A 19,830-nucleotide genomic window follows, 5' to 3' on the forward strand; every position below is an offset into this window, starting at 1 on the left:
CCTTTCTAGAGGGTGTTCTCTCCCCGGCTAGGGAAAGTTTTTAAACCAGTCGCGTCAGCAGCCCGTGCTTCGGCGCGATTAGCCAGCACACGAGGAATACCGCGGTGACCACAAGCACGGTCAGGCCGCCGGCGGCCAGGTTGTAGGAGTAAGACAGGTATAGGCCGGTGACAGCAGAACCTGCCCCGATGACCGGGGCGAGCACCATCATCACGCCGAGCCGGTCGGTCAGCAGTCTCGCGGCAGCGGCTGGAGTGACAAGCATCGCGAGCACGAGAATGTTGCCGACCGCTTGCAGTGAAATGACAATGACGATGGTCACCATGATGTAGAGCGACGCGTCGATCGCCCAGACGTTGAGCCCAGACGCACGCGCCGTTTCCCGGTCGAGACTGACGGCGACAAAACGCTTGTGCAGCAACGCGGCGGCCGACAGGACCAGTGCTCCCCCGGTCAGCACCGTGCGCACATCAGCGTCGGAGATTCCGAGAATCTGCCCGAAAAGGAACGACTCCAGAGAACCGCCATAACCGGGCGCACCACTGAGCACCACGATGCCCAAGGCGAAGGCGGCCGCGAAGAAGACGCCGATGACCGAGTCCTCCTTCAGCCTGCGGTTCTGTGACGTGACAGCGATGACGACAGCCGTGACGATCCCCGCTGTCGCACCACCGAGCGCCAAATTCAGCTGCAGCACGAAGGCGATCGCGACGCCCGGGAACACCGAATGCGCCACGGCGTCACCGATGAAGGCCATGCCCCGCAACACGACATGCGTGCCCACAACCCCGCACAGCACCGCGGAGGCGACCGCGACAATCAGCGCGCGCTGCATGAACACGTGTTGCCACGGCTCGAAAAGGACGTCCATCATCGCCGTATTCCGAAAGCCTTGAGCCACACACCGGTGTCGTCTAACAACGATGGATCCCCGTCGGCCACGACAATTCCGTTCAGCAGACAGATTCGCGTGCACAGCTGGGCCGCGATGTTCAAGTCGTGCGTCGTCATGAGCACCGCTTTCCCTTGTGCCATAAGGTCACGCAGCAACGCCGTCAGCAGTTCTTGCGTCGGCACATCCAGTCCCGTGAACGGTTCGTCCAGGAGGAGCACGCCGGGTTCGAGCGCGAGCGCTCGCGCGACGAGGACCCGCTGCCGCTGCCCGCCGGACAGCTGCCCCACCGGCCGGTCACGCAGGGGCGTCAGGTCCACTTGCGACAGTGCGCCCGCGACGGCGGCCCGCTGCTGCCGCGTGTAGCCACGCCACCACTGTGTCCTGCGCGTCAGCGCCGACAGTGCCGCGTTGCCAACGGTTATCGGATAGTCCCAGGCGAACTCGTGCCGCTGCGGGACATAGCCGGCCCCAGCACGCAGCGCTGAGTGTCCTGTCGCAGCCGGAACCAGCCCCAGCATCGCGCGCAGGAGCGTTGTCTTGCCGGCGCCGTTGGGCCCGATCAGCCCCACGATTTCCCCACTTTTCACGGCCAGGCTGACATCTTGAAGCACCTGCCGACCGCCAAGCGACACACTGACATCGGTTGCTTCCAGCAGGTTCATGCCAGCCGCCGTTTCAAAAGCCACACCACGAGACCAGCCAGCACACACGCGGTCACGACGATGACAGGAGTCCAGTCGCGTTCAGACGGCGCGGGCTTCGCCAGAGCTGCTTGTGTGGGCGAAGGACTGATGGCATCCCCGATCTGGAAGGTCAGGGTCTGCCGATCGGTCAGGGTGGCACCGTCATTTCCGGTCGCTGCCATCTCTATATCGAGCTGGTAGAGACCCTCCTTGGTGAAAGCCCAGTTGCCGTGCACGTGAGTGTTGGCTTCCACGGCCGACTGTTGCGGCACCGTCTGTCCACTGTGGAACACGACTTGCGGTTCGCCGAAGGAGCCGTTGACGAACAGCACCATCGCCCCCGGGCCGGTCACCTTGTGCAGGCGCCAGGTCATGTCACGTTTGATGCCCGTGGCGACCTCAGGGTCCTGGGTGTTCCATCCGGGCCACAACACTCCGGGCCGCTCGACTTGAGGGAAGAGCCAAACCTTTTCCTTGGGCGTACCAAGAAAGCCGAACCGCGGATCGTCGGGGATCTCGATCTGGGCGTTGTCGCCCGCGTACAGGACGACGTCGCCAAGTCCACGCCATGCCGGAGGGTCCGCCGTGTCGTCACGCAACTGGATGCGCCACTGTCCGTTCACGAAACGCGGCCCGATGTCGACGTGACCCTCGCTCAGCACGATCGGCGCTGACCCGCCACGGCCACCTGAGTCACCAAGGCAGGCCCGCAACTCGGTCGCGTTGTGGCGCATCATCGCCACATAAGTTCGGGCCGAGGCGTCGAACGAGTCGCCGTAAAGCTTGCACACCTTGACGTTCTGGTCCGCCGCGACCTGAGTGAGCACAGCAGCCCGCCGGGCGAGGTTGGGCTCAAGGAAAACCGCGGGGACGTTGAGGTTGCGGATGGTTTCGGTGAGGCGGCGGACCTGTTCGGCGCTGGGTTCCTGGGCGGGGTTGGGCACGACGAACCCAGCGACCGTCAGGCCATAGGCGGCAGCCAGATAGCCAAACGCGTCGTGCGTCGTGATGAGCTGCCGGTGGGCATGAGGAATCGCGTCAACGCTTTGTCGGACAAAGGCATCGAGGCTGTCGAGCTCGGCGAGGTAAGCGCGAGTCCGGGCGTCGTAATAGTCCCGCCCGGCGGGATCAGTTTTGCTGAGCGTGTCGCGGATGAGCTGCACATAAGCCTTGACATTCGTTACGTCTTGCCACAGATGTGGGTCGATTTCGCCGTGCACATGCTTGCCGAGCACGGCTTGGGGGAGCTGGTGAATTGGCGTGCCGGGCGGGCCGAGGAACATGAACTTCTGGTCGCTGGGAACGGTTTCCAGCGTCTTGTTCGGCACCTCGATGACGATGTCGCTAGCTTTGAGGGCGTCTTGTTTACGGCCACTGACGGCGTCGGAATAGGCGTAGATCTGGCGGCTGTCCACATCAACGGCCAGGTCGGTGTGGCCTTTGCTGAGTACCACGGGTTTTCCAGCCGTGTGTGGGTCGACACCAACGGCGAATGTGAAGACGGCCTGCCCCAAGGACACGTCACCAAACGCGGCGGACAGGGTCACGTCGTACCGGCCCGGATTAGTGAACGCCCAGTTCACATGGGTGTGCGCGGCTGGCGGCAGAGAGACCGTATCCCTGCTGTCAAGTCCGTCGGCGGAGTTGAAATAGACCTCGGGCTCGCCGAGCGCTCCTGTCAAATACACAATCATCGCGCCCGGCCCGTCCACCTCGGAGACGGACAGGCTGATGTCAGACGCACGGGTCGCGCCGAGGGCTTTGCCGTCGCCACGCACGGCCAGCCCTAGCCAGATCACGTCAAGCCCGACGTCTTCCACGAGCGGAATGACGTTGGCACCATAGGTTTCCGATGCCTCCGCCAGCGACACGTTCGGCGCACCCGCAGGAGCGTTGGCGTCGATGGCCTTGATGAGCGCATGCTCCTCCAGCAGCAAATGGTTCGTGAACGTCATGTCGGCCTTGCTCACCTTGACCGCGTCGGCTGGCGTGGGCTCATAGGAGTGCGGGTCACCGCCGGCCGGCACGAGTGAGTCGACGATGACTCGTTCGCCGCCAACGTTTCTCGCCAGGTCGGCGAGAATCTCCGTGGTCGTGACGACGCGCGTCTGCCCGTCGTCAGGACCGGCCAGCGCGGTGCAGCCCGACAGAACCAGCAGCATCGCGGCAAGTGCTCGTCTGATCATCTCCGGGACCTCCGCCGCGCGAGCACGACGAGCACCGTCCCGGTGGCTAACAGCCCGCCGCCTGCGCCGAGCACACCGGTGAGCCACAACCCCGTACGTGGCAAGCCACAACCGCTCGTACGCAGAGCATGCGGACGCGGGTCGGTATCTCCAACCACGACGGTCAGTGTTTCGGTGTCGCTAAGCGATCCCGCCCTTTGCGTGAATGTCAGCCGGTAGACGCCTTGTTTCGTGAACGCCCACGTCCCGTGAGCATGCGTCCCCGCGTTGAGGGCGAACCGGTCGGGCAGCCCGTCCCCGCTATTGAAATGAACCACCGGCGAACCGAACGGGTCGTAGTCGTATAACGCGAACCGCCCGGGGCCACTCACGCCCGTCAGGGTCCACTCAACCTGCCCGCCTGGTATGGCTTCGGTGTTCCACCCGAGCCACAGCACGCCGCTCTGTTGCGTTTGCGGGATCTGCCAAACGGTTGTCCCCGCGGCACCTAGGAAGCCGAAACCGGACGGCAGCGTCTTGGCCGCCTGCGGCTTGACGTGAAGGACCACCTCGGACGGATCGCGCCACGTTACCTTTCCGGCGACGGTTCCGTCCTTGACCGCCGAGTCCAGGCGCCCGTTGACAATTCGCGTGCCGTAGTCCGCGTGACCGTCGCTAAGGATCGGCACGTGGCTGTTGGAGGGAACGCACGCGGCTGTAGAGGTCACCGCAGACGTGCCGGGAGAGGTGGGCGTAGGCGCCGGACTTTGGCTAGCGCTCGGGCTTGGTGACGTTGTTGGTGACTGCCCGCCTCCGCCACCGGTGATCGTTACCGTGACCGGGTCGGCGTCTGAAGGGCTATAGTCGTTGCTGTATAAGGGAATGAAGCGGGCTTTGAGCGTGTGCTCCCCCGCCGCGAGGGTGACTGTCAGCGTGGCGGGGACCGCTGCACTGCCGAGACTCGTGGACCCGTCGAAGAATTCCACCCAGCCTTTTGCCGTGGAGGGCTCAACCGCCGCCGTTAGTTCCACTTGCGAGCCGTTGACGGAAGCGGATAGGTGTGTGCCACTTGCCATGGGTGTGACGTCGGCTGCCGTGGTGCCGCCAACGAACCACGTGTAGGTGACAGGAGCGGAGTGCACCTGCGCTCCGCCCGCAAGCGTGGCGTGCGCTTGGAATGTCAGCTCATAGCGCCCGAGCGCCGAGAACGCCCAGTTGGCGTGCGCGTGGCTGTGCACCGGCTGGCGCAACATCTTGAAGCCGCTATCGGACGAGCTGAAAATGCGTTGCGGTTCGCCGAACGATCCACTTTGGAAAGCCTCAAGCCGCCCTGGTCCGTGCATCCCGGTCAGTTCCAGGTCGACGACGTCACCGTCGAAGACGCCTGGCGCGATGCTCTCGGTGTTCCAGCCGGCGAACAGCAGCGAGAAGTCCTGCACCTCGGGCGCTAGCCACAGGGGTTGCCCGGGCTGGCCCAGGAACGCGAAGGCTGGATCGTCTGGTACCGCGATCGCCGCCTCGGGGATGTCCTTGAGCTGGAAGATCACCTCGCTCGCCGAGGCGTATGAATAGGGCGCGTTCCCGATTCTGGTCTGTAACCCCAGCTGACCGTCCTGGAATCGCACGTCGATGGTGTCGGTGTGTACGTCGTTGAGGACGGTCCGCGCGCGGCTCGTGGGCGGGTCAGCATCGGCCGGCGGAATGGTTGTCAGCGCCCACGTCATCGCCGCGAGGGCAGCAAAAACTAGGCACCGCCTCAAGGCAGCAGCTCTCATGAGCGCAAACGATAATGGTTTTCATTTACATGAACAAGAACGCATAGATGAATGTGCTCATACCGCGACCACGGCCCGTTCCCGGCAGTTAGCAGGCTATGCAGACTATTAACCGCGTCATGCGGACAGCCTTGCCGCTGCTCCTTTTGGCTAGCATCACCACCGCGGCACAGCCCGCGAGTGCGAAGATCGCCGACGTCGAGATCGTCCTACCCGGAGCGACTTCCGCCGAAGGCATCGCCAAGGGCAACGGCAACACCTTCTATGCGGGTGACCTGTTCGCGGGCGATATCTTCAAAGGCAACGTCAAAGACAAGACCGCCGAACTGTTCATCGACGTCCCGGCAGGACGACAAGCCGTGGGCATGGCGTTCGACAAACGGCATGATCTGCTCTTCGTCGCGGGCGGCTTTACCGGCCAGGCCTACGTCTACGACACGAAGACCAAGGAAACCGTTGCCACGTACCAGTTCGCAGCCGCGGACAACGCACTCATCAACGACGTCGCCATCACCCGCACCGGAGCCTGGTTCACCAACACCGCAGCGCCGAAACTCTACTTCGTCCCGATCGATGGCTACGGCGACCTTGGCGAGTTCACCACGCTGAATTTGACCGGGCCGGCCGCCGACATCGTGGGCCAGTTCAACCTCAACGGCATCCAGGCCACCAGCGATGGCAAGAAACTCATCGTCGGCCACACAGGCAAGGGTGAGCTCTACACCGTCGACCCGGTTTCGGGGGCGAGCGCGCTGATCGCGGGGATCAGCGTGCCCAACAACGACGGCATCGTCCTAGATGGACACCGGATCTGGGTGGTGCAGAACTTCTCCAACCAGGTCACCCGGTTCAAACTCAACGAAGATTTCACCGCGGGCGAACTCAAGAAGACCATCACCAGCGGCCTGTTCCAGATCCCGGCGACGGCGGCCTTGTTCGGCGATATCCTCGCCGTCGTCAACGCCAAGTTCGACACCGGGCTTCCGCCGACGGCAGACGAATACGAGGTCGTGCTCGTCAACGCCTAAGCACTCCTTGCCGCGCCCGGCTTGGCCCGGGCGCGGCGATCAGGACGGTAAGGTGAAGGGGTGGCCCAGCGGCTGCTGACGCCCGCGTTTGTCGCCTTGACGCTCGCGGAGCTGGCTTACTTCATCGCGGTCGGCATCATGATTCCGGTGGTGCCGTTGTTCACCGCCGGAAGCCTCAACGCCGGACCGGTTGGTGTGGGCGTCGCTGTGGGGGCGTTCAGCCTCACGGCTTTGGCGCTGCGGCCGATCGCTGGCCGGATGTCCGACCGCCTGGGCAGCGGGCGCCTGTTCCTCTACGGAGGAATTCTGTTCACGATCGTGGCCGCCGCGCATCTGTTCGTGGCCAACTACCGCGCGCTTCTGGTGCTCCGGGTTCTGCTCGGCATAGCCGAAGCCATGTTCTTCGTCGCCGGAATGGCCGCACTGGCTGACATCGCCCCGCCGGACCGGCTCGGCGAAGCGCTGAGCTACAACTCCCTCGGCCTTTACCTCGGCATCGCCATCGGCCCCGCGCTCGGCGAGTGGCTGCTTGACGTTGGCAGCTTCCGGGCGGCGTGGATAGGTGCCGCCTGCCTCGGCCTTGCCGCGTCGGTGCTCGCGGTCAAAGTCCCTTCACCGCAAAGGATTGCGGACACGGCGTCAGTGCCGCTGCTGCCGGGGCAACTGATCGCGCCCGGGCTCGCCTTCCTCGCTGGACTATCCGGTGCCGCGGGCTTTCTGGGTTTCGCCGCCCTGCACGCGCGCGAAGTTGGCCTTGGCGGGGCAGGGCCAGTGTTGTTCGTCTACGGCATTGTCGTGATTGGATGCCGGCTGTTGTTTGCCAAGCTTTCCGACCGGTACCAGCCTGCGCGGCTTTCCGCCGTGGCGCTCGCCTTGTGCGGGGCCGGGCTTGTCGTGATGAGCGCCTGGCGGATGCCAGCAGGGCTCATCGCTGGCGCGACGGTGCTCGCGGTCGGAATCACGTTCCTGACGCCCGCGTTCTTCCGCATCATGATGAGCAGGTTGCCCACTGGGCACCGCGGAGCCGCGGCCGCCACCTTCAGCATCTTCGTCGACCTCGGCCTCGGTGGTGGCCCCGTTGTCGTCGGCCTGATCGCCCGGTGGTCGAGCATCGCCACCGCGTTCGCCGTCATGGCCGGATTGGCGTTGATAGCGGCGACGCTGACCCTCGCCAACGCGCGACGGTCGCGTTAGGACGGGTGCTCGCCTTCATGCCCCTGTTCCGCCAGTCATATGCTCTTGTGGGCGCCCTTATTCTCGTACATGTGTTTGTCCGCCAGGCGAAGCAGCTCGGCACTAGAGGACACGCCGTCGCTCGCGGCGGTGCCAATGCTCATCGCCACCGTCACGTCAACGCCTGCTACCCGAACGGGTTTGGCAAACGCGGCCAGCAGCCGGCGCTCAATCAGGGGCGCGGCTTCTGGCGCGGCTGACGCCAGCACAACGAATTCGTCACCGCCGATGCGGCCAAGAATATCGCTGGGGCGCAACGACTCCCGCATGCGCTTGGTGATCTGCAACAGCAGCTCGTCGCCGGCGGCATGGCCGTGCTGGTCGTTGAATTCCTTGAACCGGTCGATGTCGCAGTAGGCCAGCACGCACGGGCCGGCGGTCACCGCACTGGCCAGCAGCGTCTCAAAAGCCCGCCGGTTGAGCGCTCCCGTCAGCGGGTCATGGTCGGCCAAATGCTGAAGCTGCGCTTCGGCCTGACGGCGCAACGTCGCCAGCATGCCGATGCGCAACATGACGAGCGCGGCGATCAGGCAGCCGCATACGGCGATGAGAATGGTGCTCGCCTTATGCCCCATGACCGTGGGCAAGATAGCGGCGGCAGGCATCGCAGCGACCGCGAGGCCCAGCCACACCAGCCGTGCGGGCGTGAGATGGTCTTCAGGCGGAGGGCCCGGGCCGGCCACTTGATTGGCGGCCGGGCTAGCGGCGAAAAGCCCCACCGCTGTGTACGCGCCGATAAACAGCAACTGGATGACCGGCACGAAACGCGCGCCGGTGGTGGCTAGCAAGAACTGCCCTGCGAGGCCGAGGGTGACCGCCGCGATCAGCGAGACAAGCTGCCGGCGGTGGGTGTGCGCGGTGTGCCAAAGCCGCATCAGCGCCACCAGCACGCCGCACAGCAACACGATCGTGACCGCGGTGAAGATCGGTCCCGCGCCGCCGCGCGCTCTGGGCACCACCAGCGTCACGCAGAGCAGAGCGCCAGCCGACACCACGAAGATCATCGTTTCAAGCAGGCCACCAAGGTCATTGCGCCCGCGGCGGAACACCACCGTGAGCGCCGCCATCAGGAACAGCAGGTTGCCCACCGCATCCACCAGCGGCAATATTCCGGAGAGCTCCGCATAGGCCTGCGGCAAGCGCCGCACCAGCCCGGCGAGGTTGCCCAAGAGCAACGCTCCCGCCAGGAACGCCAGCGGCGCGCTGTGGCTGCTCGGCGCCCGGTAGAGAGCGGCCGCCGCCCACAGGAACGCCGCCCATGCCGCGCTCATAAAGATCATGTTCTGGGCGAAGGACGGGACGGACAAGTACACGGCGGCCGCCAAAACGGACATGGCGGCATAGACAGCGACCACCCCAGCCGGGGCGGCCGCCGATTCGGCCTGGTTCATGGCAGCCATTGGCTCCACCGTAAGATCCCTACCGTGTCAGCCGGTCTGAATTACCACGAAAAGGCCATTTAGCTGGCAGATCAGTCCGGACGTCACCGCGGGTCGCGTTCGTTAGCCCCTAATCCGGCGTGCCTCGCCGGGCGTGTTTGGAGAAACCAGCGCCTTATGCGGGAAGATGAGAATCTTGTGCAAGAAGACCGGCGACGGCATCGGGAAGGATCTAGGCCATGACGGCAACCGGGTTCGACGGCTTTGGGCTACGTCCTGAACTGTTGCAGGCATTGACGGCCCTAGGCTACGAAGAGGCGACGCCGATCCAGCGCGAAGCCATCCCCGTGCTGCTGGAAGGACACGACGTCCTGGGCCAGGCCGCGACAGGAACCGGCAAGACGGCCGCGTTCGCGTTACCTGTTCTCAACCGCCTAGCCGAAGGGCGCGGCGACGAACCCGCGGCCCTGGTTCTGGTGCCTACGCGGGAGCTGGCGATCCAAGTCGCGCAAGCGTTTCACCGCTACGGCCGCGACATAGGCGCACGCGTTCTGCCGATCTACGGCGGCCAGCCCATCGGCCGGCAGCTTCAGGTGCTGCGGCGGGGAACCGACGTCATCGTCGCGACACCGGGCCGCGCCCTGGACCACATCGAACGCGGCACGCTGAACCTCAGCGGCCTGAGCACGGTGATCCTCGACGAAGCCGACGAGATGCTCGACATGGGCTTCGCCGAAGACATCGAAGCCATTCTGAAAGAGACTCCGGCGCAACGTCAAACCGTTCTGTTTTCCGCCACCATGCCCGCCCGTGTTGACGGCATCGCCAAGCGCCACTTGAAAAAACCCGTCCGTATCGAAATGGGCCGGGTAAAACCCATTCAAGGCGAAGCACCGCTGGTACGCCAAAGCGCTTACGTGGTCGCCCGCCCTTACAAGCCCGCCGCACTTGGCCGCATCCTCGACTTGGAAGCCCCCGCGGCCGCCATCGTCTTCTGCCGCACACGCGAGCAGGTCGACCAGCTGACCGAAACGCTCAACGCCCGCGGCTACCGGGCCGAGCCCCTGCACGGCGGCATGAGCCAAGACCAGCGCGACCGCGTCATGACCAAGCTCCGCAACGCTACCGCCGACCTCCTCATCGCGACCGACGTCGCCGCGCGTGGGCTCGACGTCGAGCACCTGACGCACGTGATCAATTACGACGTGCCGTCGGCCGCCGAGTCCTATGTGCACAGAATCGGCCGCGTTGGCCGCGCGGGCCGCGAAGGCTCGGCCATCACGCTCGCCGAGCCTCGCGAACACCGCATGCTCAAAGCGATTCAGCGCGAAACCGGCCAGCGCATCAATGTCGAGAAGATGCCCACAGTCGCTGACCTGCGCGCCAAGCGCCTGGAACTGACGCGTGCCGCGATCCAGGAACACCTCATCGAAGACGACCTCGACACGTTCCGTTCCGTGGTCGAAACGCTCACCGACGAGTTCGACTTGATGGAGGTCGCCCTGGCCGCCGTGAAGCTGGCGCACCAGTCGATGAGCGGCGGCGACTTTGACGAGGAAGAGATTCCTGAGTCCAAAGAGGACCCGGAGCGCGCCGAACGGGGCCGCGGCAAGCCCAGCCGTGGCCCCGCGCAGGGGATGACGAAACTGTTCGTTGGTTTGGGCCGCCGCAACGGCATCCGCCCGCAGGACATCGTCGGCGCTATCACCGGCGAGTCACACCTGAAGGGACGCGAAATCGGCAGCATCGAGATCGCCGACCGCTTCTCCCTCGTCGAAGTGCCTGAAGAGGCGGCAGCCGAAGTCATCGCGGCGATGCGCCAAACCGCGATCAAAGGCAAGCGCGCCACCATCCGGCGTGAACGCGACGCCGCTGGTAAACGCCCCCGCCGCTAAGTTCATCCGCTACGGTGGCGGAATGGGCGCCGTGGATGACTACCTAGCTGGCCTCGATCCCGCCTACCGCAGCGCGGCGCGACACATCTACGCCGTCGCGGTAAAGCTCGCCCCGGACACCGAGCAGGGCACGAGCTACGGCATGGCGGCCTTGCGGTACAAGGGAAAGCCTTTGCTCGCCTTGAAGGCGGCCAAGGCGCATCTAAGCGTCTTCCCGTTCAGCCCAGCCGCCGTTGATGCGGCACGCGAGCATCTCGACGGCTTCGACATCTCCAAGGGGACGGTCCGGTTCACCCCGGACAGTCCCCCATCCGATGCCGCCATCAAAGCGATGGTCAGGCACCGGATGGCCGAGATCGATTAGCGCAGCAGATCACTGCGGGGCGTAAAGGTCGATGAGGTTCCCATCAGGATCGCTGACCGTGGCGTAACGCTGACCCCACGGAGCGTCGTATGGCTCCTTGACAGACTGCGCACCGGCCGCGGTCAGACTCGCGTAGTGCTTGTCCACCTCGGCCGGGCCGCGACATTCGAAAGCGAACGCCACCCGGGCCGAGCCCGTGGGCGTCTCCCAGCCGGGGATCAGAGCCTTGACCATGTCGTGTTCATCGAGCATGAGCCGCATGCCACCGGACAGTTCGGCGTCGCGGTGTGGCCCCTCACCAGTGAATTTGAGCCCGAGCAGCTCGTAGAAGGAGATGGCCCGTTCCAGATCGGCGACAAAGAGCGCGATCGCGTTTAGTTGCAAACCCATACTCAAACCCTTACCCCACGGGTACGACGAATCACCTCCGCTTGACCCCGCTTTAGCATGGCAAGGTGATGGTTGCCGCACGTGCGCACTTGCCGGCTGGGCCGGGCGTTTACCGGTTCCGCGACGCCAATGGCCGGCCGCTCTACATTGGGCGGGCGGTGAATCTGCGCCGCCGGGTGGCGTCCTACTGGGGCGATCTGCGTGACCGGCCCCGCCTGCGGCGCATGGTGACCCGTATCGACCGGATCGACGTCTTGCTGTGCGCCTCGGAACATGAAGCGGCGTGGTTAGAACGCAACGCCCTGGAGCACTCGCGCCCGACGTGGAACCGGATGCTGGGCGGGGTGGAGTCTTCTGTTGTCATCACGCTTGACACCTCTGCGCGCCGGCCGGGCATCAAGGTCTCGTTCACTCCTGGCCCGGACACCACGTTTGGCCCTTATCTGAGCGGGACGCGCACGAGACTGGCCGTTTCCGCGTTACATCGCCTTTTTCCGCTGTCTTACACGAGTGACCGGCTCAGCGACGCCGAGCGTGAGATGGCGGAAAAACTGTTGGTACGCCAGGAAGACCGCCCCTCGTTTGTCTCCGCGCTGTGCACCATTTTGGACCGCGAACCACAAGCGGTCGCCACCGCCCGGCAACGTCTTGTCGGGCTGCGGGACGCCGCGTCTGCGGAACTCAACTTCGAACGGGCCGGTCAGCTGCACGAGGAGATCATCGCCTTCGACTGGATCACCTCACCGCAGCGAGTCACAGCGCTCGAGCCCTATGACGCGATCTTTCACGGCTGGGCAGCCGGCACACTCGTGCGTTTCGAGGTCGCCGCGGGACGGCTCGTCGGCTGGCGCACGCAGGCGTGCAGTCAAGAGCGAGCCAGCGCGAAGGTGGCTGCCACTCCCCCGCAATGGCAAGAGTTCGCTGAGCTGAATGCCCAGCTAGCCGCCAAACTCAGCTCCCTGTGACAGCCGGGACAGGGATGTCGGCGATCGCCATTCCCCTGCGCAGCAACGGAACCCGCGCCACGACTTCGGCCTCAGGGTTGATGACGCTCGTGGGGCCGTAGCCAATGCGGTGCTCATCGCGTTCACCGGTGACGTCGGCTGAGATCAGCCACATGCCCGTTTCCCGCACGCGTTGCGCCCGGATCTGGTGATGCAGGTCTTTCCAGTGTTCCGCGTTATCACGGCGCATCATGTTCTGCGCCGCCACGAGCAGCACCTGCGCGCCCTGTGCGGCAACCGCCGCCGCGGCTGAGGCGAATTGGGTGTCGTAACAGATGTTGATACCAAAGCGAATGCCGTGCACCTCGAAGACGGGAAAGGAACGCCCACTGTCGAACGCGGACTCTCCGGTGACAAGGTGAGTCTTGCGATAGCTGCCGAGCAGCGAGCCCTGCGACACTACGACAGCGGTGTTGTAGTACCGGCTGTTGTCTTCTTCTATCAAGCCGAAAACCAGCACTGGCTTGATAACGGACAGCCGCGTGAGCACGGCAGCGAACGCGGTGGACCGCAGGTTCAGCGCATGCCGGCTGAGGTGCCCGAGGTCAGTGAGATAGCCCTGCAGGAAACACTCCGCGAACAAAAGCAGGTCAACACTTTCAGCCTCCGCCTGGCGAGCGAAATCTTCGATGCACGCGAGTGCCGCTTCGGCATCGCCGAGGAACTCTGGTGTCTGGCACGCACCGACTCGCACCCGCTGAGCCTAGTGCGGCGGCCACCGCTGGCGAAAGCGGTGGCCGCCATCGCCTTTAGCAGAAACCGTTGAGGGCGCTATTCACGCCGGTCCACATGAACGCGTCACTGACCCACGTGCCATCGCTGAGCCGGTTCCACAAACTCGTGGTGCCCCAGCGGCCGGTGTGCGTCGTGCCGTTAGCCGAGCACGAAACGGTAACCGTCACACCATCGGCGACGCTGCCGACAACGCCGTAACCCGTGCCAGGGCCACTGCGCTTGTTGACCGTGCCGCCGCCGTTGGCGTCAATGATGCCCTGGGTGAAGCCCAAAGCACCGTAGTTGTAAAGACTTCCGCCAACGTTGACGCGGGCGCTGCCATGCAAAGCCGATCCCTGGTACGCCGCACCGCCGTTCTGCAGCACCCACTTGCCCAGGTTGTGGTTGGCGATGCCCACGTAGGCACTGTTCTGCCGCAACGCGAAGTGCACATGCGCCCCACTCGCTGACCCGCCACACGAGACGTCGGTGCCGATGTTGCCCAGGAACGTTCCCTCGCCAACGGACAGCCCATTGGCGGCGATGTTGTTGAACAGGTGGTAGTAGTCCGTGGAGTAACCGCGATCGTGGATGACGCGAATCCAGCCACGGCCGTTGCCGCACATGGTGTAGGCGAGCCCGGCGCGGGCGGCCAGCACCCTGCCGTCCCCGCCGGACAGGTCGATCGAGCTCCACGGCGTGTTCGAGCCAGCCCAGCCGTGCGGTCCGCCTCCCATCCACCACGATTGGCCGACCGCGAACGGCAGCCGCATCCCGGTGCGATAGTCACCGTTGGCCTGCGACGGCGCCGGGCGGCCCGACTCGGCAAGAAGACCCTGCTCCGGCGCGGACAGCACGGGGCTGCCGCTGGCCATCGCCGCGAAGGCTGTGTCTCCCTCGAAGGCTACTTTCCAGGTACCAGCTGATTTTTGGGCTAGGAAAAGCCAGCCGGTGGGGACGGCGCCCTCGCTGGCTGGCGCGGTGATCACCGCGGTGCCGAAGGCCCATCGTCCTGTTTGGCGCCGCACATTGACCTGAGCTTGATCTCGTTGCGCCGCCGCGATGCCGGCCGCACGCTCGTGCAGCATCGCGGCGACCGCATCGTTGACATCAGACGGCGCGGCGCTGGCCGGGGTGCTGGCGAAGGTCAGGGCCAGGGCAGCCAACGCTGGCAAAACGATTCTCATCTGCGTTCCTTCCGTCGTCTTAGGACAGCGGTTCGTAACGAGAATGCGCCCGGCCACGGCCGTCTAGCCAGATCATCAATGTCCGTGGACAATTTATATGTATCACTGCCAGGGGAGGTGGCATGGATGGGGAGGAAGGAAAAGCCGCTAGATCCGGCGGCCGGTCTCGCGGGCCGGTTCGCCGCCGAATTGCGGGCGTTGCGGGCGCGGGCCGGTAACCCGAGTTACCGCGACATGGCCGCACGTGTGCATTTCTCACGGTCAGCACTAGCACAAGCGGCTAGCGGACAGGCGTTGCCGACGCTGGCTGTCCTTTCCGGATACGTCAAGGCGTGCGGTGGTGACGTGCCGCGATGGGAGACCCGGTGGCACGAGATCCAGCAGGGCTTACAGCTGCGTGAGGCGCCAACGCCAGACTCCGCTTTCCCTTACGAGCCGCCAGCCGACGGCATCGATCCTGACGCGGCGGGCTGCGGTCCCGATGCGATCACCGTGCACGCCAGGCGTGTCGCGACGGACAGCAGGCTGATCCTCGGGCAGGTCCAATTGCGATACTCCCCCGCCACGGGAGCGGCCTGGTGCCGCTTCGAAGGCTTCTCGTCGCTGGATCACCTTGCCACCAGGCAGCCCGTAGACATCGACGTGCAGGTATGCCGCGAAACCGATGGCACGCAGCTGTCCTACCGCTCACGCTACGTTTTCGACTACCACTGGAGCGATCTGCTACGGACAGCCACCGGACCACTATTCGCCCGTGCGCACATCTACATCGACGACGCGTTAGCCGCGACCGGCGAAAGCAACCGGCTGCCCCTGCCCTAGGTGCCGCCAAGCTGCACGCGTGACAAAAAGTGGATATGCCCCGGTAAATGGCCTCAACATGTATTACGAGATCCATGGCACAGGTGGAACCCCGCTGCTGTTGCTCCATGGTGGACTGTTCAACATCGACCTGCAATTCGCCGAGTTGCTCCCCGCGCTGGCCGCGACGCGGCAAGTGATCGCGACCGACTCCCAGGCCCACGGCCGCACCAATGACATCGACCGTCCCCTGGGCACGGCCGCTCTCGCCTCCGACGTCGTTGGCCTGCTTCAGCATCTGGGCGTGGCGCAGGCTGACATCTTCGGGTTCAGTGTCGGCGGCGCTGTCGCGCTGTACCTAGCCATCAAGAACCCTGACCTGGTCGGCAAACTGATCGCTTCGTCGGTGTCGTTTCACCCCGATGGCGACCGCAACGAAAACAGTGACGCCGTCGGGGAGATGTCCGTCGACATGATCGCGGGAACCCCGATGGAGCAGGACTACCTCGCCAAGTCGCCACATCCGGAAAAGTTGCAGGAGCTGCTCAACAAACTCGGCTCGTACGACAAAGGCGCGGCCGGATTCTCCGATGCCGACATCGCCGGATACCCAGCGCCGACACTCATCACGGGTCGGTGACTGCGACGCGGTCAAACTCGATCACGCCGTTAAGTTTCTGCGCCTGCGCGGCGGAGACGTCAACGGCGATTTCACCGGCGTCCCCGCCTCGCAGCTGGCGGTCTTCCCCGGAACGACGCACTTCTTCGGCCTGGCCCGCACGGAGCTCGTGCTCGACGTGGTGCTCAAGTTCCTCGACGCCGGCACATCCGGAAGCTGGGCCACGGCTAGCGCTTGATCAAACGGGTGACTCCCATGGCAAACAAGGTGATCGCGGCTAGGGGCACAAGCGCCTCGGCCGCTATCACCCAGCCCCACCACGGTCCCTGTGACTCCCAGTTGCCACGGGTCAAACTGAGCAACGATCCTAAAAGGACAGTGCCGACGATGGCTTGTGTGACAGCGATCGTCGCCCCGGCGTAGAGGCGCCGGCACGGGTCGACGTGGCCCGTGCGCCGCTGCCGGAACAAGGTGACCGCGAGCAGCGACGCGGCGATGACGACCGCGCCGACGACAAGAGCCGGAAACCCTTGCACCACATCGTCTTTGGCCCACACCCAGAGCGCTTCCACGTGCCGTCCCATGACGAGTGAGATCACCATCGCGGTGCACAAGATGAAGGCACCACGCAGCAGGCGGCGCAGCAACCCGAACTGGTAGGCGGCGTTCTCGTGCTCGGCGTCCTCAGCCTTGTCCGTCAAGGCGGCCAGATACGCGTGAATCAGCAACGTCACCCCACCGACAGCGGCGATCACGCCGGTGGCCAGCATGCCGCTCGACACCGCTGCCGCCGTCCAGATCCGGCGGCACGCGCCGGGCGCTTCGCCGGACACGAGAGCGAACACATAGGCGTTGAGCCCCAGGCTGATGAAGCCAGAGAAGAATAAGGTCAGACCCGGAACCAGCATCGGATGAAAGTGCCGCCGGCGTTCCACCAGCAGGACGATCAGGCCGGTGAGCATGAAGCCGGCGATCAGGCCGGCCAATGAGGACAGACTCTCGGCCGCTTGCACGACATTCCACGCGACGGGCGGGCAGGGGTTCATGAGCGTCATTGTTTCAAACGCGGTAAAGAGTCGTGTATGGACGTGAGAAATCGATTGCTCTATGCTGCGTCCAACGAGCCGTAGGAGGCAGCATGGACCGCAGAAAACTGATCGGGACCGTCGCCGGCGCCGGGCTGGCAGCCCTGGTTCTGCCTGATGTCATCGCACCACAGGCCGCTCAGGCGGCGACTTTCCGCAAACGGCTCACCGGGGCCGATTTGGACACCGCGTGGCGGTGGCAGGTAGGCGGCACCGATCTCGGCATCCCCTATGTGCTGGAGAACGGTTCCATCGGCTACCTGTTTGGCGACACGTTCAGCACCCCGTGGCCGGAAACGGGACAGGACTGGCGATCACCAGTGATGCTGCGGTCCAACGTTCACCCGGGCGCGGCCGGTGGCGTCGTGTTCGACAGCGCTGCCCGGGTCGCCGGCAACGGGCGCGCTCCGGAACTGATGCACAACGGCCACAACGGCCCAGACCACGAGGGCCGCTTCGAGGTGTCCGTCATTCCCAATGACGGCATCAGTTTTCCTGAAACTGGGCGGCAGCTCATTTCGTACATGAGCATCGAGCATTGGAACGCTGGACCGCGCAATTCACTGTGGAAGTCACGTTATGCGGGGCTGGCCTATTCCGATAACGGCAACGACTTCATTCGTACCAACTTGGAATGGTGGAACAACAGCGGAAACTCCGATCCCTTCCAAATGTGGACGATGCAGCGGGACGGCGATTTCGTTTACGTGTTCTCCGTTCCGTCGGGCAGGCAAGACGGCGGCATGATGCTGCGCCGCGTGCGCTGGGATCGCATGTTCTGGCCTGGCGAATATGAAGGCTGGGGCTGGAATGGCAGCAACTGGGGCTGGGGCCGTCCGCCCACCCCGATTCTGCACGGGCGTTTCGGTGAACCTTCCGTGCGCCGGCTCAGCGATGGCACCTGGGTGATGGCCTACCTGAACGCCGCCACCGGAAACATCGTGACACGCAAGGCAACCGGGCCTGACCGGGTCTGGACAGCCGAGAAGGTCCAGGTCACCTGGGCGCAAGAGTCCAGTTTGTACGGTGGGTTCATCCACCCCTGGTCCACCACGGAACCCAACGGCCTGCACCTCATGGTGTCGACGTGGAAACGCCATCCCAACGGCGCTTCCTACGCTTATCACATGAGCCAATACGCCGGCACCGTCTAGAAACGGGCTTTAAGGCCAAGGCAAAGAGCAAGAGATTCAATCTCCGTGTGTACGCCGTGAGCCATGGCCTTAGTGAACGCGACATCTTCATGGATGGCGTTGACGCGTAACACCTTGGCGGCGTGACCGGTGGCGGCGTCGACTTTGCCGACGAGCCGGTCGCCATGCAGCACAGGCAAAGCGAAGTAGCCCCAGCGACGTTTCGCGGCTGGTTTGTACATCTCCAGCTGATAGTCGAATTCGAATAGCTCGGTCATGCGTTTGCGGTCGAACACGAGTCTGTCCAAGGGGGACAGAATCGCGGTGCGGCCGCTAAACGTCTGGCCGAGCTGCTCAGGATCGACACGCCAGGTGCCGCGGACACCTTCAACGGCCGCTAGTTCCCCAGTCTCGCCGACGTCCCCGGGCTCGCCCGGCATGCTCGTGGTCTTGGCCCGGGCGATGCCCAAAGCTCGCAGCCGCCGCTCATTTCGCAGCCGCTCGGCTTGATCGGCAGGGATCACCGTGTCGTCTGGGTAGATTCGCTCGGCGAGATCCCAAACACGCTCGCGCCCTTGCCGTCCCGCGACGGCGACCTCGCCCCGCGACTCCATGAACTCCAGCAGCCGCCCAACGTTGCGGTCATTGGTCCACCCGCTCGACTTCCACGCGACCGTTGTCGTGTCAGGGATCTGCCTTGCCGCCAGCGGGGCGTCGCGGCGCAGCCGGTCCAGAATGTCGAGCCGGCAGCCATTGTTGGCCTCAACCCAGGCCCTGACGTCTTCTTGCCAGTCCGTCAGCGGAGCGCGCCCCGGCCAGTCAGCCATGTCAGCACGGTAAAGCGCGATGTCTTCAGCCGGGCGCAGGAAACCCTTTAGCTCCACCAGAGCCTGGTTTCCCACGGCTTCTTCCAGATCGGCAGGCTTGTAATCCGAGCCCAGTCGGCTCCATAAAACGATGTCCGCACTTGGCCCGACCGCCGGCGTGAGGTCCACCTGCAGCAGCGTGAGCCTGCGCACGACCTCCACCAGGTCCGCCGGACGCGGCTCAGCTAGCAACTGCGCGCGGATCGCGATACGCCGGGCTTCTTGTCTCGTGAGCTGGACCGTCACCCGGACAGACTAGCCGCGCGTGATCGGCAGGGCGTGCTTCGAACGGATTTTTCGCCACGGCATGCGAAGCTTCATGACATGACCGAAGAGGACCTCGACCGGTTGCGGCAGCTGGCCGCCAACGGCGACACCGATGCCATCGGGCAGCTTGTCGAGCTAGCAGGTGAACGTGGCGACATGGAGGAGTTGCGCCGGCTTGCCGATACCGGAAGCCAGGACGCCCTCGACCAGCTCGTTGAGCTCGCCTATGAGCGCGAGGATTTTGACGAGCTGCGCCGGCTCGCCGACACAGGCAGCCGCGACGCGGCTGATATCTTGACCGAACTCAGCGAATAGCCTTCGCAGCACCGCTGTCGGGCACGTGACAG

The 19,830-nt window shown here is 64.6% G+C and carries 20 protein-coding genes; 10 read left to right on the forward strand and 10 right to left on the reverse strand.

From position 1 onward, the window contains the following. Positions 1–40: 40 nt before the first annotated feature. Genes A3E1_RS0125910 through A3E1_RS0125925 form a run of 4 tightly spaced genes read right to left on the reverse strand, consistent with a single transcriptional unit; the run spans position 41 to position 5,518 of the window. Positions 41–874: an anchored repeat-type ABC transporter permease subunit gene (locus tag A3E1_RS0125910; RefSeq protein WP_020523704.1), complete on the reverse strand. Its 834-nt coding sequence runs from the start codon at positions 872–874 to the stop codon at positions 41–43. Beyond that, positions 871–1,557: an anchored repeat-type ABC transporter ATP-binding subunit gene (locus A3E1_RS0125915; protein ID WP_040391839.1), complete on the reverse strand. Its 687-nt coding sequence runs from the start codon at positions 1,555–1,557 to the stop codon at positions 871–873. The genes A3E1_RS0125910 and A3E1_RS0125915 overlap by 4 nt, the downstream gene beginning before the upstream one ends. After that, a complete protein-coding gene (locus tag A3E1_RS42085; RefSeq protein ID WP_020523706.1) occupies positions 1,554–3,764 on the reverse strand; it encodes an anchored repeat ABC transporter, substrate-binding protein in 2,211 nt (736 codons plus the stop codon). Before A3E1_RS42085 ends, A3E1_RS0125915 begins: the two co-directional genes overlap by 4 nt. Continuing rightward, positions 3,761–5,518 carry a TIGR03773 family transporter-associated surface protein gene (locus tag A3E1_RS0125925; RefSeq protein WP_083929645.1) on the reverse strand — a complete coding sequence of 586 codons (1,758 nt, stop codon included), beginning with the start codon at positions 5,516–5,518 and terminating at the stop codon, positions 3,761–3,763. Before A3E1_RS0125925 ends, A3E1_RS42085 begins: the two co-directional genes overlap by 4 nt. 119 nt (positions 5,519–5,637) lie before the next feature. Between A3E1_RS0125925 and A3E1_RS0125930 the strand changes: the two genes are divergently transcribed. Both A3E1_RS0125930 and A3E1_RS0125935 read left to right on the forward strand, forming a co-directional pair. Beyond that, positions 5,638–6,546 carry an SMP-30/gluconolactonase/LRE family protein gene (locus tag A3E1_RS0125930; protein WP_211215991.1) on the forward strand — a complete coding sequence of 303 codons (909 nt, stop codon included), beginning with the start codon at positions 5,638–5,640 and terminating at the stop codon, positions 6,544–6,546. Between the two features lie 60 nt (positions 6,547–6,606). Continuing rightward, on the forward strand, positions 6,607–7,740 hold the full coding sequence (locus A3E1_RS0125935) for an MFS transporter (RefSeq protein ID WP_020523709.1): 1,134 nt from the start codon (positions 6,607–6,609) through the stop codon (positions 7,738–7,740). A 35-nt stretch (positions 7,741–7,775) separates the two neighbouring features. Here A3E1_RS0125935 and A3E1_RS45095 read toward each other — a convergent pair whose 3' ends face one another. Continuing rightward, complete coding sequence (locus A3E1_RS45095) at positions 7,776–9,179, reverse strand: GGDEF domain-containing protein (RefSeq protein ID WP_020523710.1); 1,404 nt, start codon at positions 9,177–9,179, stop codon at positions 7,776–7,778. Positions 9,180–9,397: 218 nt separating this feature from the next. On the opposite strand from A3E1_RS45095, the gene A3E1_RS0125945 reads away from it, so the two are divergent. Together A3E1_RS0125945 and A3E1_RS0125950 are read left to right on the forward strand one after the other, a co-directional pair. Beyond that, positions 9,398–11,053, forward strand: a complete 1,656-nt coding sequence (locus A3E1_RS0125945) for a DEAD/DEAH box helicase (RefSeq protein ID WP_020523711.1) — start codon at positions 9,398–9,400, stop codon at positions 11,051–11,053. A gap of 22 nt (positions 11,054–11,075) precedes the next feature. After that, positions 11,076–11,417, forward strand: a complete 342-nt coding sequence (locus A3E1_RS0125950; protein ID WP_026208851.1) for an iron chaperone — start codon at positions 11,076–11,078, stop codon at positions 11,415–11,417. A 9-nt stretch (positions 11,418–11,426) separates the two neighbouring features. Here A3E1_RS0125950 and A3E1_RS0125955 read toward each other — a convergent pair whose 3' ends face one another. Continuing rightward, entirely contained in the window at positions 11,427–11,807 is a 381-nt protein-coding gene (locus A3E1_RS0125955) for a VOC family protein (RefSeq protein ID WP_020523713.1), read from the reverse strand. A gap of 68 nt (positions 11,808–11,875) precedes the next feature. Between A3E1_RS0125955 and A3E1_RS0125960 the strand changes: the two genes are divergently transcribed. Continuing rightward, a complete protein-coding gene (locus A3E1_RS0125960) occupies positions 11,876–12,772 on the forward strand; it encodes a GIY-YIG nuclease family protein (protein ID WP_020523714.1) in 897 nt (298 codons plus the stop codon). Here A3E1_RS0125960 and A3E1_RS0125965 read toward each other — a convergent pair. Together A3E1_RS0125965 and A3E1_RS42095 are read right to left on the reverse strand one after the other, a co-directional pair. After that, complete coding sequence (locus tag A3E1_RS0125965) at positions 12,759–13,505, reverse strand: carbon-nitrogen hydrolase family protein (protein ID WP_020523715.1); 747 nt, start codon at positions 13,503–13,505, stop codon at positions 12,759–12,761. The genes A3E1_RS0125960 and A3E1_RS0125965 overlap by 14 nt on opposite strands. 55 nt (positions 13,506–13,560) lie before the next feature. After that, a complete protein-coding gene (locus A3E1_RS42095; RefSeq protein ID WP_020523716.1) occupies positions 13,561–14,712 on the reverse strand; it encodes a M23 family metallopeptidase in 1,152 nt (383 codons plus the stop codon). 126 nt (positions 14,713–14,838) lie between these two features. On the opposite strand from A3E1_RS42095, the gene A3E1_RS45100 reads away from it, so the two are divergent. From A3E1_RS45100 to A3E1_RS48035, 3 genes are read left to right on the forward strand one after another with little or no spacing between them, the layout of a single operon-like run. Next, complete coding sequence (locus A3E1_RS45100) at positions 14,839–15,534, forward strand: DUF2690 domain-containing protein (RefSeq protein WP_051105157.1); 696 nt, start codon at positions 14,839–14,841, stop codon at positions 15,532–15,534. 19 nt (positions 15,535–15,553) lie between these two features. Continuing rightward, positions 15,554–16,153 carry an alpha/beta fold hydrolase gene (locus A3E1_RS42105; RefSeq protein WP_211215992.1) on the forward strand — a complete coding sequence of 200 codons (600 nt, stop codon included), beginning with the start codon at positions 15,554–15,556 and terminating at the stop codon, positions 16,151–16,153. Further along, entirely contained in the window at positions 16,104–16,370 is a 267-nt protein-coding gene (locus A3E1_RS48035) for a hypothetical protein (RefSeq protein ID WP_211215993.1), read from the forward strand. Before A3E1_RS42105 ends, A3E1_RS48035 begins: the two co-directional genes overlap by 50 nt. Here A3E1_RS48035 and A3E1_RS0125990 read toward each other — a convergent pair. After that, positions 16,360–17,178, reverse strand: a complete 819-nt coding sequence (locus tag A3E1_RS0125990) for a hypothetical protein (RefSeq protein WP_157631740.1) — start codon at positions 17,176–17,178, stop codon at positions 16,360–16,362. The two genes, A3E1_RS48035 and A3E1_RS0125990, sit on opposite strands and share 11 nt — an antisense overlap. 92 nt (positions 17,179–17,270) lie before the next feature. Here A3E1_RS0125990 and A3E1_RS0125995 point away from each other — a divergent pair, with 92 nt between their 5' ends. After that, positions 17,271–18,371 (forward strand): DUF4185 domain-containing protein, encoded by a 1,101-nt coding sequence (locus tag A3E1_RS0125995; protein WP_020523718.1) that lies wholly within the window; start codon positions 17,271–17,273, stop codon positions 18,369–18,371. On the opposite strand, the gene A3E1_RS0126000 is transcribed toward A3E1_RS0125995, so the two are convergent. After that, positions 18,368–19,462: a DNA glycosylase AlkZ-like family protein gene (locus A3E1_RS0126000; RefSeq protein WP_020523719.1), complete on the reverse strand. Its 1,095-nt coding sequence runs from the start codon at positions 19,460–19,462 to the stop codon at positions 18,368–18,370. The genes A3E1_RS0125995 and A3E1_RS0126000 overlap by 4 nt on opposite strands. A 78-nt stretch (positions 19,463–19,540) precedes the next feature. On the opposite strand from A3E1_RS0126000, the gene A3E1_RS0126005 reads away from it, so the two are divergent. After that, a complete protein-coding gene (locus A3E1_RS0126005) occupies positions 19,541–19,798 on the forward strand; it encodes a hypothetical protein (RefSeq protein ID WP_020523720.1) in 258 nt (85 codons plus the stop codon). The last annotated feature ends 32 nt before the right edge of the window (positions 19,799–19,830 follow it).

The sequence above is a fragment of the Catelliglobosispora koreensis DSM 44566 genome (genome assembly GCF_000379685.1).
Classification (GTDB): domain Bacteria; phylum Actinomycetota; class Actinomycetes; order Mycobacteriales; family Micromonosporaceae; genus Catelliglobosispora; species Catelliglobosispora koreensis.

What these genes read in the sequence shown, in the direction of transcription:
- A3E1_RS0125930 (WP_211215991.1), top strand. Translation starts at nt 5,638, where the DNA reads ATGCGGACAGCCTTGCCGCTGCTCCTTTTGGCTAGCATCACCACCGCG.
- A3E1_RS45100 (WP_051105157.1), top strand. Translation starts at nt 14,839, where the DNA reads ATGGGGAGGAAGGAAAAGCCGCTAGATCCGGCGGCCGGTCTCGCGGGC.
- A3E1_RS0125960 (WP_020523714.1), top strand. Translation starts at nt 11,876, where the DNA reads ATGGTTGCCGCACGTGCGCACTTGCCGGCTGGGCCGGGCGTTTACCGG.
- A3E1_RS0125910 (WP_020523704.1), bottom strand. Translation starts at nt 874, where the DNA reads ATGATGGACGTCCTTTTCGAGCCGTGGCAACACGTGTTCATGCAGCGC.
- A3E1_RS45095 (WP_020523710.1), bottom strand. Translation starts at nt 9,179, where the DNA reads ATGGCTGCCATGAACCAGGCCGAATCGGCGGCCGCCCCGGCTGGGGTG.
- A3E1_RS0125955 (WP_020523713.1), bottom strand. Translation starts at nt 11,807, where the DNA reads ATGGGTTTGCAACTAAACGCGATCGCGCTCTTTGTCGCCGATCTGGAA.
- A3E1_RS0125990 (WP_157631740.1), bottom strand. Translation starts at nt 17,178, where the DNA reads ATGAACCCCTGCCCGCCCGTCGCGTGGAATGTCGTGCAAGCGGCCGAG.
- A3E1_RS42095 (WP_020523716.1), bottom strand. Translation starts at nt 14,712, where the DNA reads ATGAGAATCGTTTTGCCAGCGTTGGCTGCCCTGGCCCTGACCTTCGCC.
- A3E1_RS0126005 (WP_020523720.1), top strand. Translation starts at nt 19,541, where the DNA reads ATGACCGAAGAGGACCTCGACCGGTTGCGGCAGCTGGCCGCCAACGGC.
- A3E1_RS0125925 (WP_083929645.1), bottom strand. Translation starts at nt 5,518, where the DNA reads ATGAGAGCTGCTGCCTTGAGGCGGTGCCTAGTTTTTGCTGCCCTCGCG.
- A3E1_RS0125995 (WP_020523718.1), top strand. Translation starts at nt 17,271, where the DNA reads ATGGACCGCAGAAAACTGATCGGGACCGTCGCCGGCGCCGGGCTGGCA.
- A3E1_RS42085 (WP_020523706.1), bottom strand. Translation starts at nt 3,764, where the DNA reads ATGATCAGACGAGCACTTGCCGCGATGCTGCTGGTTCTGTCGGGCTGC.
- A3E1_RS0125945 (WP_020523711.1), top strand. Translation starts at nt 9,398, where the DNA reads ATGACGGCAACCGGGTTCGACGGCTTTGGGCTACGTCCTGAACTGTTG.
- A3E1_RS0125915 (WP_040391839.1), bottom strand. Translation starts at nt 1,557, where the DNA reads ATGAACCTGCTGGAAGCAACCGATGTCAGTGTGTCGCTTGGCGGTCGG.
- A3E1_RS48035 (WP_211215993.1), top strand. Translation starts at nt 16,104, where the DNA reads ATGCCGACATCGCCGGATACCCAGCGCCGACACTCATCACGGGTCGGT.
- A3E1_RS0125950 (WP_026208851.1), top strand. Translation starts at nt 11,076, where the DNA reads ATGGGCGCCGTGGATGACTACCTAGCTGGCCTCGATCCCGCCTACCGC.